General features: G+C 65.8%; 13 protein-coding genes. 10 read left to right on the forward strand and 3 right to left on the reverse strand.

The window, feature by feature from the left end; all coding sequences use genetic code 11:
- Positions 1–20 precede the first annotated feature (20 nt).
- From OU419_RS00105 to OU419_RS00115, 3 genes are all read left to right on the forward strand, one after another.
- Entirely contained in the window at positions 21–1,046 is a 1,026-nt protein-coding gene (locus OU419_RS00105; protein WP_254469715.1) for a LysM peptidoglycan-binding domain-containing protein, read from the forward strand.
- 136 nt (positions 1,047–1,182) lie between these two features.
- Positions 1,183–2,289: a DNA-processing protein DprA gene (gene dprA / locus OU419_RS00110; RefSeq protein WP_254469716.1), complete on the forward strand. Its 1,107-nt coding sequence runs from the start codon at positions 1,183–1,185 to the stop codon at positions 2,287–2,289.
- A 42-nt stretch (positions 2,290–2,331) separates the two neighbouring features.
- Entirely contained in the window at positions 2,332–2,889 is a 558-nt protein-coding gene (locus OU419_RS00115) for an L-threonylcarbamoyladenylate synthase (RefSeq protein ID WP_254469717.1), read from the forward strand.
- A gap of 27 nt (positions 2,890–2,916) precedes the next feature.
- On the opposite strand, the gene OU419_RS00120 is transcribed toward OU419_RS00115, so the two are convergent.
- Entirely contained in the window at positions 2,917–3,894 is a 978-nt protein-coding gene (locus OU419_RS00120) for an NADPH:quinone reductase (RefSeq protein WP_254469718.1), read from the reverse strand.
- Positions 3,895–4,067: 173 nt separating this feature from the next.
- On the opposite strand from OU419_RS00120, the gene hemF reads away from it, so the two are divergent.
- The 6 genes from hemF (at position 4,068) to OU419_RS00150 (ending at position 10,458) form a co-directional block, all read left to right on the forward strand.
- On the forward strand, positions 4,068–4,982 hold the full coding sequence (gene hemF, locus OU419_RS00125; protein ID WP_254469719.1) for an oxygen-dependent coproporphyrinogen oxidase: 915 nt from the start codon (positions 4,068–4,070) through the stop codon (positions 4,980–4,982).
- Between the two features lie 112 nt (positions 4,983–5,094).
- Entirely contained in the window at positions 5,095–5,916 is an 822-nt protein-coding gene (gene aroE / locus OU419_RS00130; RefSeq protein WP_254469720.1) for a shikimate dehydrogenase, read from the forward strand.
- 82 nt (positions 5,917–5,998) lie between these two features.
- Positions 5,999–6,337 carry a DOPA 4,5-dioxygenase family protein gene (locus OU419_RS00135; protein ID WP_254469721.1) on the forward strand — a complete coding sequence of 113 codons (339 nt, stop codon included), beginning with the start codon at positions 5,999–6,001 and terminating at the stop codon, positions 6,335–6,337.
- Between the two features lie 102 nt (positions 6,338–6,439).
- The gene (locus OU419_RS00140; protein WP_254469722.1) at positions 6,440–6,961 is read left to right on the forward strand and encodes a sigma-70 family RNA polymerase sigma factor; all 522 of its coding nucleotides are present in this window, start codon (positions 6,440–6,442) and stop codon (positions 6,959–6,961) included.
- A complete protein-coding gene (locus OU419_RS00145) occupies positions 6,958–7,896 on the forward strand; it encodes a FecR family protein (protein WP_254469723.1) in 939 nt (312 codons plus the stop codon). The genes OU419_RS00140 and OU419_RS00145 overlap by 4 nt, the downstream gene beginning before the upstream one ends.
- A gap of 174 nt (positions 7,897–8,070) precedes the next feature.
- Complete coding sequence (locus OU419_RS00150) at positions 8,071–10,458, forward strand: TonB-dependent receptor (RefSeq protein WP_254469724.1); 2,388 nt, start codon at positions 8,071–8,073, stop codon at positions 10,456–10,458.
- A gap of 28 nt (positions 10,459–10,486) precedes the next feature.
- On the opposite strand, the gene OU419_RS00155 is transcribed toward OU419_RS00150, so the two are convergent.
- Positions 10,487–10,801, reverse strand: coding sequence for a putative quinol monooxygenase (locus OU419_RS00155; RefSeq protein WP_254469725.1), 315 nt, complete (start codon positions 10,799–10,801; stop codon positions 10,487–10,489).
- 311 nt (positions 10,802–11,112) lie between these two features.
- Here OU419_RS00155 and OU419_RS00160 point away from each other — a divergent pair, with 311 nt between their 5' ends.
- On the forward strand, positions 11,113–12,054 hold the full coding sequence (locus OU419_RS00160; RefSeq protein ID WP_254469726.1) for an AraC family transcriptional regulator: 942 nt from the start codon (positions 11,113–11,115) through the stop codon (positions 12,052–12,054).
- Between the two features lie 61 nt (positions 12,055–12,115).
- On the opposite strand, the gene gloA2 is transcribed toward OU419_RS00160, so the two are convergent.
- Positions 12,116–12,496 (reverse strand): SMU1112c/YaeR family gloxylase I-like metalloprotein, encoded by a 381-nt coding sequence (gloA2, locus tag OU419_RS00165; protein ID WP_254469727.1) that lies wholly within the window; start codon positions 12,494–12,496, stop codon positions 12,116–12,118.
- Positions 12,497–12,572: the final 76 nt, after the last annotated feature.

The raw sequence follows: 12,572 nt of genomic DNA on the forward strand, positions 1-12,572 counted from the left end.
ATAATAAAGGGATTCACTGCATGAGGAAAACACTACTCGCCTTGCTGCTGCTGGCCGCAGGCGGGGTGGCTCAGGCTGCTGTGCAGCTCAAGGAAGGCCATCCGGATAGCTATACCGTAGTGAAGGGCGACACCCTCTGGGACATCTCCGGCAAGTTCCTCAGCAAGCCGTGGAAGTGGCCGGAAATCTGGCACGTGAATCCGCAGATTCAGAATCCGCACCTGATCTATCCGGGTGACGTACTGAGCCTGGTGTACATAGATGGCCAGCCGCGGCTGATGCTCAATCGCGGCGCATCGCGGGGGACCATCAAGCTGTCGCCGCGAGTGCGCAGCTCGCCGATTTCCGAAGCGATCCCGACGATCCCGCTGGAAAAGATCAACGCCTTCCTGCTCTCCAACCGCATCGTGGATAGCGACGAAGTCTTCTCCGACGCGCCCTATGTGGTGGCTGGCGACAACGAGAGCGTGATCAGCGGCGCCGGCGACCGCGCCTATGCCCGCGGCAATTCGCTGACCGAAGAGAACAGCTACGGCATCTTCCGCCAGGCGAAGGTCTACACCGACCCGGATACCAACGAAGTCCTCGGCATCGACGCGATGGACGTCGGCGGCGCCAACGTGACGGCGAAGGAAGGTGATGTCGCCACCCTCATGCTGACCCGTACTACCCAGGAAGTACGTCCGGGCGATCGCCTCTTCCCCACCGAAGAGCGTGCGATCACCTCGACCTTCATGCCCAGCGAGCCAAGCAGCGAGATCAAGGGCACCATCATCGATGTGCCGCGTGGTGTGACCCAGATCGGCAAGTACGACGTGGTGACCATCGACAAGGGCTCCCGCGACGGCCTGGCTGAAGGCAACGTCCTGGCGATCTACAAGCTGGGTGAAACCGTGCGCGACCGCGTCACCGGCGACATGGTGAAGATCCCGGATGAGCGCTCGGGTCTGTTGATGGTCTTCCGCACATACAACCGCTTGAGCTATGGCCTGGTGCTGACCGCCAGCCGCTCGCTCGAAGTCCGCGACCGGGTACAGAATCCCTGATTCTTTCGCCCTTCCTGAAAACCCCGCTTCGGCGGGGTTTTTTGTGGGCGCGATTCGGACTCATCCGACTGGGCCGATAGCTTGTGGCTGGGCATAGTCACGGCGACACCCTCCTTCGTCGCAACGGATTGCCGCCATGCCCGGACAGATCAATTCCTTCCTCTCCCCTTCCGAATGCGAAGCCCGCCTGCGCCTGCACGCATTGCCCGAGCTCGGGCCGAAGCGCTTTCGGCGACTGCTGGCGGCATTCGGTTCCGCTTCGGCGGCGCTCAGCGCCCCCGCGTCGGCCTGGCGTGCGCTAGGAATACCGCAGGCTTCTGCGGAGCAGCGACGAGACGCCCACATCCGCGACCAGGCTGCAGCCGCGCTGCGCTGGCTGGAAGCGCCCGGCCATGCTCTGCTCGCCTGGGACGATCCCGGCTACCCCGCCCTGCTCGCTGAACTGTCTGACGCGCCGCCGCTGCTGTTCGTGGCTGGGGATGCCACTCTGTTGGAGCTTCCGCAGCTCGCCGTGGTCGGCAGCCGCCGCGCCAGCAAGCCGGGGCTGGATACCGCGCGGGCCTTCGCCGGCAGCCTGGCTGGGGGTGGGTTCGTGGTAACCAGCGGACTCGCCCTGGGCATCGATGGCGCCGCACACGAAGGTGCTCTGCAGGCGGCTGGCAAGACCGTCGCGGTTCTCGGGACCGGCCTGGAACATGTCTATCCGCAGCGCCATCTGGGACTCGCGCGGCGCATCGTCGACGGGGGTGGCGCGCTGGTGTCGGAGTTTCCGCTGCAGTGCCCGCCGCAGGCGGCGAACTTTCCCCGGCGCAATCGCATCATCAGCGGCCTGTCCGTTGGAGTGCTGGTGGTGGAGGCCAGTCCGTCCAGCGGTTCGCTGATCACCGCGCGACTTGCCGCGGAACAGGGGCGCGAGGTCTACGCGATTCCCGGCTCGATCCATCATCCCGGCGCACGCGGCTGTCATGAGCTCATTCGCCAGGGTGCCATGCTGGTGGAAAGCGTCGACCACATTCTGGAAGGATTGCGCGGCTGGACCGCCCGGCCAGTGGAGGCGGCGCCAGCGCCACGGCAGTTCGCCCATCCGCTTCTCGACCTCTTGCGCGCCGCACCGCAGAGCAGTGAGCAACTGGCGCACAACAGCGCCATGAGCTTGCCGGAAGTGCTTGCGGCCCTGACCGAACTGGAGCTGGACGGATGGGTGGCCTGCGAGGCCGGCGTCTGGGTGCATCGTGCGCCCTGAGCACGTAAACTGCCGCGCATTCGAGTGTTCGAGGAGTTCCCGATGTTCAGCAACTGGCGTACCCAGCGCATGGCCAAGGTCGTGCGCGATGGCGGAGTGATCGCTTATCCGACCGAAGCCGTCTGGGGCCTGGGCTGCGACCCGTGGAATGCCGATGCGGTCTACCGCCTGCTGGCGATCAAGGCGCGGCCGGTGGAAAAGGGCCTGATCCTGGTGGCCGACGATGTCAGCCGGTTCGACTTCCTTCTCGACGACCTGCCGGAAGCCTGGCAGGAAAAGCTCGCGGCGAGTTGGCCGGGGCCCAATACCTGGCTGGTACCGCACCAGGGACGGCTGCCAGAGTGGGTTACCGGCCAGCACGATACGGTCGCGCTGCGAGTGACAGACCACCCGGTGGTTTGCGAGCTGTGCCGCCTCACCGGCCCCTTGATTTCCACCTCGGCCAACCCCGCTGGCCGCCCTGCCGCGCGCACCCGTCTGCGCATCGAGCAGTACTTCCATGAAGAACTGGACGGCGTGCTCGGTGGTGCGCTGGGTGGACGGCGCAATCCGAGCCTGATCCGAGACCTGCGCACAGGTGAGGTAGTGCGGCCTTCGTAAGCCGCACCTTGCCCTGCGCGTCGGCGCTTACGGCAGCAGGATGGTCGAGCCGGTGGTGCGCCGCGCTGCCAGCTCGGTCTGGGCCTTGGCGGCATCGGCCAGGGCGAAGCGCTGGTTGATCTCCACCTTCACCTTGCCGCTGGTTATCATGCCGAACAGGTCGTCCGCCATCGCCTGCAGGCGTTCCGGCGTGTTGGCGTAGCCGAAGAGTGTCGGGCGGGTGACGTAGAGCGATCCCTTCTGCGAGAGAATGCCAAGGTTCACGCCGTCCACCGGGCCGGAGGCATTGCCGAAGCTCACCACCAGGCCGCGCTGGGCGGTGCAGTCCAGCGAGGTGAGCCAGGTGTCCTTGCCGACCGAGTCGTAGACCACCGGGCACTTCTTCCCATCGGTCAGCGCCAGTACGCGCTCCACCACGTTCTCATGGCTGTAGTCGATGGTCGCCCAGGCGCCGTGCGACTTCGCCAGTTCAGCCTTGGCACCGGAACTGACGGTGCCGATCAGGTGCGCGCCCAGGGCCTTGGCCCACTGGCACGCGATCAGCCCGACGCCGCCGGCGGCGGCGTGCCAGAGGATGGTCTGGCCGGGCTGCACGTTGTAGGTCTGGCGCAACAGGTATTGCACCGTCAGCCCTTTGAGCATGACGGCGGCGGCCTGTTCGAAGGTGATCGCATCCGGCAGTTTCACCACGTTTGCCGCAGGCAGCACGTGCAGTTCGCTGTAGGCGCCCAGTGGTCCGGTGGCATAGCCGACGCGATCGCCGACCTTCACGTTGGTCACCGCGCTGCCCACCGCTTCCACCTCGCCGGCGCCCTCGGTGCCGACGCCGGAAGGCATCGACGGCGCGGGATACAGGCCGCTGCGGTAGTAGGTGTCGATGAAATTCAGGCCGATGGCGCGGTTGCGCACCCGCACCTCGCTGGCGCCGGGTTCGGCGGGGGTGTAGTCGACGAGCTCGAGAACTTCCGGGCCGCCGGTCTTGGCGAACTGAACACGCTTGGCCATATCGATCTCCTGAATACGCCGAAAGGGGCGACGCCTCTCTGGGAAAAGACATTCATCCAAGCCGGACGGTTGATGGTCGTCAAGGCCAGCTTTCCTGGCGAGGGTGGTATGCTTGCGCCCCATTCCCGCTCCAGCCCGCGCCACGCGCGGCTTTCCGCTCCAAGGTGATTCTCGTGACCGATCGCATCGAGGCCGTGAAGGCCTACCTGCTCGACCTGCAAGACCGCATCTGCGCCGCACTCGAAGCCGAGGACGGCAGCGCCCGCTTCATCGAGGACGCCTGGGAGCGCCCGGCCGGCGGTGGCGGACGTACGCGGGTGATCGGCGATGGCGCGCTGATCGAGAAGGGAGGTGTGAACTTCTCCCACGTCTTCGGCGCCGGCCTGCCGCCGTCCGCCAGCGCGCACCGTCCGGAGCTCGCCGGGCGCGGTTTCCAGGCACTGGGCGTGTCGCTGGTGATCCACCCGACCAACCCCCACGTACCCACCTCCCACGCCAACGTACGTTTCTTCATCGCCGAAAAAGAAGGCGAGGAAGCGGTCTGGTGGTTCGGCGGTGGCTTCGACCTGACGCCCTACTACGCCCACGAGGAAGATTGCGTGCTCTGGCACCAGGTCGCCCGCGACGCCTGCGCGCCGTTCGGCGCGGACGTCTACCCGCGCTACAAGGAATGGTGCGACCGCTACTTCCATCTCAAGCACCGTAACGAGCCGCGCGGCATCGGCGGCCTGTTCTTCGACGACCTGAACCAGTGGGACTTCGACACCAGCTTTGCCTTCCTGCGCGCCATCGGCAACGCCTACATCGACGCCTACCTGCCTATCGTGAAGCGGCGCAAGAACACCCCGTACACCGAACAGCAGCGCGAGTTCCAGGCATTCCGCCGGGGCCGCTACGTCGAATTCAACCTGGTCTACGACCGCGGCACACTGTTCGGCCTGCAATCGGGCGGGCGCACCGAGTCGATCCTCATGTCGTTGCCGCCGCAGGTGCGCTGGGGCTATGACTGGAAACCCGAGCCGGGCAGCGAAGAAGCACGTCTGACCGAGTATTTCCTGAAGGACCGCGACTGGCTGGCGCAAGCCTGATTGCCGCCGGGCGCTGATTGGCAGGCGGTGCCAAGGCCGTTCGCAGGCTTGGCACCGTGGGGCGAAACCGGCAATCTCTGCGCCTTCCATACTTCTCGCTGCAGGATTCCCAATGGACCGCTACTGCGTCTTCGGCAACCCCATCGGCCACAGCAAGTCGCCGCTGATCCATCGCCTGTTCGCCGAGCAGACCGGCCAGGTGCTCAGCTATGACGCGCGGCTGGCGCCGCTGGACGATTTCAGCGCCAACGCCCGCGAGTTCTTCGCGCAGGGCCTGGGCGGCAACGTCACCGTGCCGTTCAAGGAAGAGGCTTATCGACTGGCCGCCGAACTGACCGAACGCGCCCGCCGGGCCGGCGCGGTGAATACCCTGAAGAAGCTCGCCGATGGCCGATTGCTGGGTGACAACACCGACGGCGCGGGGCTGACCCGCGACCTGACGGTGAATCACGGCGTCACCCTGCACGGTGCGCGCATTCTGGTGCTGGGTGCCGGCGGCGCGGTACGCGGCATCCTCGAACCCTTCCTCGCCCAGCAGCCGGCCTGCGTCGTCATCGCCAACCGCACGGCGTCGAAGGCCGGGCAACTGGCGGAGGAGTTCAAGGACCTTGGCCCGGTGCGTGGCGGCGGGTTCGATCTGCGCGACGAACCTTTCGACCTCATCGTCAACGGCACTTCCGCCTCCCTGGCGGGGGAGCTGCCGCCCATCGACCCTGCTCTGATCCGCCCGGGGCACACTGTCTGCTACGACATGATGTACGGCAAGGACACCACGGCCTTCAACCGATGGGCCGCCGAGCACGGCGCGGCGCGCTGCATCGACGGCCTGGGAATGCTTGTGGAGCAGGCCGCCGAAGCCTTCCTGCTGTGGCGTGGCGTGCGTCCCGACTCCACGCCGGTGCTGGAAGCGCTGCGGCAGCAGCTAAGGGGCTGATACTGCACGACTATTTCGAACTTCGCGGCAGGTCGCCGGTGGGCGTGGTATCTCCCGGCGGGATACGCATGGAGCTGAAACGATGAGCGAGACCACCATTCGCGGCTATCACGCCCACGTCTATTTCGACGCCGCCAGCATCGGCCGGGCAAGGGCCCTGTGCGAGGAAGCGGTGCGTCGTTTCGGGGTCAAGATGGGGCGTGTCCACGAGCGTCCGGTCGGGCCGCATCCGGACTGGAGCTGCCAGCTAGCCTTCGACAACGACAGTTTCGCGGCGGTCGTCCCCTGGCTGGCGTTGCACCGCGACGGGCTGGTGGTGTTCGTCCACCCGGACACTGGCGATGACCTGCGCGACCACCGCGACCACGGCATCTGGATGGGGGAGATGCGGCCACTGGACCTTTCGCAGTTCATGGGCTGAAATCTTTTGCATTCGATAATAATTCTCGATTCCGTGTATGCTTGTTCCCCTTCGCATCGGTCTGACAGACATGGGCCGGTCTTTCGGGGTATTTCGGCCATCATGCGGCGTTTCGCCTCTTCTTCCTTGCTGCAGAGCTTCCAGGCGCATTATGCGGACCTGATGCGCTTCCTCGCGCGCAGGCTGGGCGATAACCAGCGAGCCGCCGATGTCGCCCAGGACACCTGGCTGCGCCTGGCCGACCAGCCCGCCGATGCCGACGTACAGGACCCGCGCGCCTACCTGTTCCGCGTGGCCGGCAACCTGGCCATCGACAACCTGCGCCGCGAAGGTCGATTGGCCGAGCTGCATGTCGACGAAGCCGCCGCCAACGACCTCAGCGATCCCACCTCCGGGCTGGAGCACCGCCTGCTTGCCCATGAGGCGCTGGAGCATCTCGACGCGGCGCTCGACCAGTTGCCGGCCAACGTCCGCCAGGCGCTGCTGATGAATCGCCTCGACGGCCTGACCCACGCGCAGATCGCCCGGCGCCTGGGGGTTTCCGAGAGCATGGTGGGTAAGTACATCGTCCAGGCCATGCGCCATTGCCGCGACTGGGCCGAACGCCAGGCGGATGTGCCATGAAGCCTGACCACGCCGCCCTTTCCGACCAGGCCATCGACTACCTGGTGCGCCTGCATTCCGGTAGCGCTGGTGCCGGCGAGCGCATGGAGTTCCTGCGCTGGCGGGCGCAAAGCCCTGCTCACGAGCGCGCGGCCCGCGAGGCTGAGGCCCTGTGGGGCGCGCTGTCGGAAACCCGTAGCGCCAGAAACCACCGACAGCGCGCGCGCCGCCCTCGCCGCCTGGCGATGCTGGCCGTAGCCGCTTGCGTGGCCACTGTGGCGGTGAGCATCGCCCTGCCCGAGCCGCTCGCCGGGCTGTATGCCGACTACACCACGCGTACCGGCGAGCGACGCATGATCGAGCTGGCGGACGGCAGCCGCGTCTGGCTCAACAGTCACAGTGCCCTGTCGGTGGATTTCGGCGCAGACTCGCGAGCCCTGCGCCTGCACAGCGGCGAGGCGCTGTTCGAAGTAGCCAAGGACCCGGCGCGGCCTTTCATCGTCCAGGCCCGGGGCGGCGAAGTGCGCGCAGTGGGGACACGCTTCGACGTGGACAGCCGTGGGCCGCAGGTGCGGGTGGATGTGACCGAGGGGGTGGTTCAGGTGAATAGCGCCGGCGGCGCGCCGGTGCGCTTGTCCGCCGGAGAACGATTGAGCTACGGCGAGCGCGCTGCGCCCGAGCCGGTGCAGCCGCTGGACCTTTCCAGCGCCAGTGCCTGGCAGCGCGGCAAGCTGATCTTCAACCAGCGCCCTCTGGGCGAAGTGCTCGACGAACTGGAGCGCTATCTGCCGGGGCGCATCCTGCTGACCGATGCAGAGCTGCGCCAGCACAAGGTCAGTGGCGTGTTCGATCTCGACGATCCGGGAGCGCTGCTCAAGACGCTGGAGCGGCTGCAGCCGGTAACGGTCACGCGCCTGCCCTGGCTGGTGCTGATCCGTCCCGCGCCGAGGGCCTGACGGCTTTTTGCGACTGGGCGGCCGTACCGGCAAAGCCGATTGCCGGCCTCCCACACAAGAAGATGAAAATTTTTTGCATTTGCTACTGCAAGGTTTGCATGGCCGTTTCGTCGTAGGCAGGAACGCGAAGAATTCTCAATACGCGCCCCTGCCACACAAGAACGGATATCCACCATGTCTTACCGTCCTTCCCCTCTGCACCGTGCCATGCTGCTCGCTTCGTTGCTCGGTGCCACCGCTCCCCTCGCCCTGGCCGCCGAGCGCCCTGCCGTCGAGCTGCATATCGTTCCGCGCAGCCTGGACAGTGCGCTGACCCAGTTCGCCGACCAGGCCGGGCTGCACCTGCTATTCAATTCCGAGGACATCCAGGGCCTGCGCAGCGAAGGGTTGGACGGCCGCTACACCCCGGAGCAGGCGCTGGACAGGCTGCTCGCGGGCAGTGGCATGAGCTGGCGCTTCACCGACGACCGTACCGTGCTGCTGCAACGCGAGAAGACTGATGATTCCGCTGCCATCAGCCTCGCACCGATGCAGATCAGCGTGGCGGCGCGCACGCCGACGGATATCAGCTCGATTCCCGGCACCGTCTGGGTGGTGGACCAGACTCAGCTACGCGAACAGCTCGATACCGGCGTCAGCCTCAAGGAAGCCGTGGGCAAGCTGGTTCCCGGCCTCGACCTGGCTCCGGAGGGGCGTACCAACTACGGCCAGAACATGCGCGGGCGCAACGTACTGGTAATGATCGATGGAGTCAGTCAGAACAGCTCGCGCGGACTGTCGCGCCAGTTCGACAGCATCTCGCCGTTCAACGTCGAGCGCATCGAGGTGCTTTCCGGCGCCAGCGCCATCTACGGCGGCGGCGCAACCGGCGGGATCATCAACATCATCACCAGGAAGGGCGCGCCGGGCGACGCGCGCTTCGAGACACAACTGGGCGCCAGCAGCGGCTTCAACAACAGCGACGACCTGTCCACCCGTGCCGCGCAGTCTGTCAGCGGCGGCAACGACCGCGTAGTGGGCCGCCTGGGCGTGACGGCGGAGAAGAACGAAGCCTTCTACGACGGCGCCGGCAACCAGATCTTCATCGACAATACCCAGACCGACCTGCAGTACAACCGCACCGTCGACGTGATGGGTAACCTCACCGCGCAATTCACCGACGAGCAGAGCCTCGACCTGCTGGCGCAGTACTACGACTCTGGCAACGACGGCAGCACCGGCATCTACTTTCCCAACCTGAAGTACAAGGCGCCGTCCAACCTCGAGGATGCGGAAATCCGCAGCGGCATGGACACCGACCTCGAACCGCGCACCCGCCGCGTGCTGCTCAATGCCAATTACCACCATAGCAACCTGCTGGAGCAGGACTTCTACCTGCAGGCGTACTACCGCAAGGAAGACGACAACTTCTACCCCTTCCCGTACTACAACACCGGCAAGCCGACCGGCTCCAAGGGTGTGTACTTCGCCGCCTCGCAGCAGAACTTCGAGGTCAGCGGCGTGAAGGGCCTGTTCAGCAAGCAGTGGGATTCGCTCAAGTTCACCTATGGCGTGGACTTCGACCACGAGCGCTTCAACGCCGAGCAGAAGGTCTTCGACCAGCAGGTATCGTCGCAAAGCGGTGGCCTGGACCTGGAAACCGCCAGCAGCGCGCCGCGCTACCCGAGCTACATCGTCGACGGCCTGTCGGTGTACGGCCAACTGGACTGGAAGGCCACCGACAACCTGACCTTCTCCGGCGGTGCGCGCCACCAGAAGATGGATGTCGACGTGGACGATTTCAAAGGCGTGCCCGGCGGCAGCAACGACTACCAGGTCAACCTGTTCAACCTGGGCGCCATCTACGACTTCAAGAACGGCCATCAGGTCTGGAGCAACTACAGCGAAGGTTTCGACCTGCCCGACCCGGCCAAGTACTACGGCAAGCCGGGCCTGTCGGTGGACGATAACCCGCTGGCCGGCATCAAGAGCCGCCAGATCGAGGCCGGCTGGCGCTACAGCGACGTACAGTGGCAGACCCAGGCGGCGGTCTATTACATCTGGTCGGACAAGATCATCACAACCGACCAGGCGACCCTCACCATCGACGTCGAGGACCAGAAGAGCCGCGACTTCGGCTTCGAAGGTGCTGTGACGCGCTACTTCGAGAGCGGCTGGCAGGGCGGCACCACGCTGCATGTGGTGCGCTCCGAGGAAGAGGATGCCGATGGCGACTGGATCAAGCGCGATGCGCGCTATGCCTCGCTGTCCAAGTCCACCGCGTTCGTCGGCTGGAGCGACGGCACCACCAGCGCGCGCCTGCAGGGGCAGCACGCCTTCACCCTCAAGGATGATGCCGACCATGAGATCGACGGGTACACCACCTTTGACCTGATGGGGGAGCGCAAGACCGAGTTCGGCACCTTCAGCGCCGGTATCCAGAACCTGCTGGACAAGGAATACAGCACCGTCTGGGGGCAACGTGCGGCGCTGTTCTACTCGCCCACCTACGGCCCGGCCTACCTGTACGACTACCAGGGCCGCGGGCGAACCTTCACCCTGGGCTGGAGCCTGGAATACTGAGGGTCTGAAACTTCCAACTTGAAAAAACTCAGGCCACCTTTCCGGTGGCCTGATCAAGGGCTTTCACAATGCCGCCGCTGAGGCTTCGGCAGTGGCATAACAGCACTTCGCCGAGCAGTTGCGACGAGGGTGTGGCGAAGTAATCCAGCAGCGCCTCCTCGTTCTTCCAACTGCCCTGCAGTAGCCACGGCTGGCCGGAGTCCCGGGCCACCAACTGGCAGCGCAGGCATCCCGGCGCGCGGCGGGCGCCGTCGACCAGGTTGTCGATCAGCGCGCCCAGTGCCGCCTCGTGCCCCAGCCGGGGGTATATCTGCAATTCATGCTCGATGGGTTGCCAGTGCATATCCTGTCCTCCGCTCTACAGGAAGAAGTCCGAAGTGGCTCCTCGGACGACTGACAGGAAGCGTACGGCCCAGCCAGGGCGCGGCGTTATCCGGATGCTGCCGACTTCTTGCCTGATTCTGCGCGGTACTCGCCGGCGTTTGAAACAGGCCGTTTCCCGACCTCGTACCGCCACGGTGCGCGGCCCGACGCGCAAATGGCTTGTCCATTCCTGCCGATTGCTTGCCTGATCCTCCAGCGGCCGCCTTACTGTCACACTTGTCGCTGCGCCGTGGGCGTAAGCTTCGAGCGCCGCCACTGGAGGTCCTGTGCATGTCCCAGCCCGTTCCCGCCTTTGATCCCATTGCCGCAGGCCGCCAGGAGCTGGCCGACATCATCCAGCGTCACTGCCAGGGCGAGGGGGTCTTCGAAACCGCCATCGATTCGCTGCTGGTAGCGCGCAACGACAGCCCCAGCGAAGGCCGCATGCCGACGCTCTACCGCCCGGCCCTGTGCGTGATCGCCCAGGGCTGCAAGGAAGTCCGCCTGGGCAGCGAGGTCTATCGCTACGACGAACTCAACCTGCTGGTGGTGTCGGTGACGCTGCCTGTCTCCGGCCAGGTGATCGAGGCCTCGCCGGACAAGCCCTACCTGTCCATCCGCCTGGACATCGACCCCGGCGAGCTGACCCGGCTGATCGCCGAGGCCGGCCTGGCCGGCAGCGCGCCGCGTCCGGCCAGCCGCGGCATCTACCTGCAGCGGCTGGACTGTACCGTGCTCGACGCGCTGCTGCGCCTGATGCGCCTGCTGGATACGCCGCGTGACATCCCAATGCTGGCGCCGCTGTTCGTTCGGGAGATTCTCTATCGCCTGCTGCGCGGGCCCCAGGGCCACCTGCTGCACGACCTGGCGATGACCGACAGCCAGACCCATCGCGTCACCCGCGCCATCGAGTGGCTGAACCGCAACTTCGACAAGTCGCTGCGCATCGAGGACCTGGCCCGCGAAGTGAACCTCAGCGTCTCGACCCTCCACCACCGCTTCAAGGAAGTGACCGCCCTGAGCCCGCTGCAATACCAGAAACAGTTGCGCCTGCAGGAAGCGCGGCGCTTGATGCTGTCGGAAGGGCTGGAAGTGGCGGTGGCCGGGCACCGTGTCGGCTACGAGAGCCCCTCGCAGTTCAGCCGTGAATACAGCCGCCTGTTCGGCGCCCCACCCCTGCGCGATCTCGCCAGCCTGCGCGGCGCGCTGGGCAATGAGGCGGTTTCTGCGTAATTCTCCCGCCGGATGGGTGGAGCGCGGCGATACCCATGCTGCAAAGGTGCCGGCAAGGACCTCAGCGCTCGTAAAGCTCCAGCGGCAGATCGTCCGGGTCGGCGAAGAACGTGAAGCGCTTGCCGGTCAGCTCATCGAGGCGGATCGGCTCGCAGGCCACGCCGTAGCCTTGCAGGCGCACTACTGCGGCGTCCAGGTCGTCCACGGCGAACGCCAGGTGGCGCAGCCCCTGCGCCTCGGGATAGGAAGGCCGGGGCGGCGCGCCGGGAAAGGAAAACAGCTCCAGGCATGCCTCGCCCAGCGCCAGGTCCAGCTTCCAGGAGTCGCGCGCTTCGCGGTAGGTCTCGGCGATCACGCGCAGCCCCAGCACCTGGGTATAAAAACGCTTCGAGCGCGGGTAGTCCGAACAGATCAGGGCGATGTGATGGACGCTGTGCAGCATGGCGGCGACTTCCGCGAGTGAAGGAAACTCTATCCTGCCAGCCTGGATCACAGGGGCAAACCCTCGTGGCGTGGCT

It is taken from the genome of Pseudomonas triclosanedens (assembly GCF_026686735.1).
GTDB classification, from domain to species: domain Bacteria; phylum Pseudomonadota; class Gammaproteobacteria; order Pseudomonadales; family Pseudomonadaceae; genus Pseudomonas; species Pseudomonas triclosanedens.

Excerpts from the sequence above, each read along its gene's own strand:
- OU419_RS00105 (WP_254469715.1), top strand. The coding sequence starts at position 21 with ATGAGGAAAACACTACTCGCCTTGCTGCTGCTGGCCGCAGGCGGGGTG.
- dprA (WP_254469716.1), top strand. The coding sequence starts at position 1,183 with ATGCCCGGACAGATCAATTCCTTCCTCTCCCCTTCCGAATGCGAAGCC.
- OU419_RS00115 (WP_254469717.1), top strand. The coding sequence starts at position 2,332 with ATGTTCAGCAACTGGCGTACCCAGCGCATGGCCAAGGTCGTGCGCGAT.
- OU419_RS00120 (WP_254469718.1), bottom strand. The coding sequence starts at position 3,894 with ATGGCCAAGCGTGTTCAGTTCGCCAAGACCGGCGGCCCGGAAGTTCTC.
- aroE (WP_254469720.1), top strand. The coding sequence starts at position 5,095 with ATGGACCGCTACTGCGTCTTCGGCAACCCCATCGGCCACAGCAAGTCG.
- OU419_RS00135 (WP_254469721.1), top strand. The coding sequence starts at position 5,999 with ATGAGCGAGACCACCATTCGCGGCTATCACGCCCACGTCTATTTCGAC.
- OU419_RS00140 (WP_254469722.1), top strand. The coding sequence starts at position 6,440 with ATGCGGCGTTTCGCCTCTTCTTCCTTGCTGCAGAGCTTCCAGGCGCAT.
- OU419_RS00145 (WP_254469723.1), top strand. The coding sequence starts at position 6,958 with ATGAAGCCTGACCACGCCGCCCTTTCCGACCAGGCCATCGACTACCTG.
- OU419_RS00150 (WP_254469724.1), top strand. The coding sequence starts at position 8,071 with ATGTCTTACCGTCCTTCCCCTCTGCACCGTGCCATGCTGCTCGCTTCG.
- OU419_RS00155 (WP_254469725.1), bottom strand. The coding sequence starts at position 10,801 with ATGCACTGGCAACCCATCGAGCATGAATTGCAGATATACCCCCGGCTG.
- OU419_RS00160 (WP_254469726.1), top strand. The coding sequence starts at position 11,113 with ATGTCCCAGCCCGTTCCCGCCTTTGATCCCATTGCCGCAGGCCGCCAG.
- gloA2 (WP_254469727.1), bottom strand. The coding sequence starts at position 12,496 with ATGCTGCACAGCGTCCATCACATCGCCCTGATCTGTTCGGACTACCCG.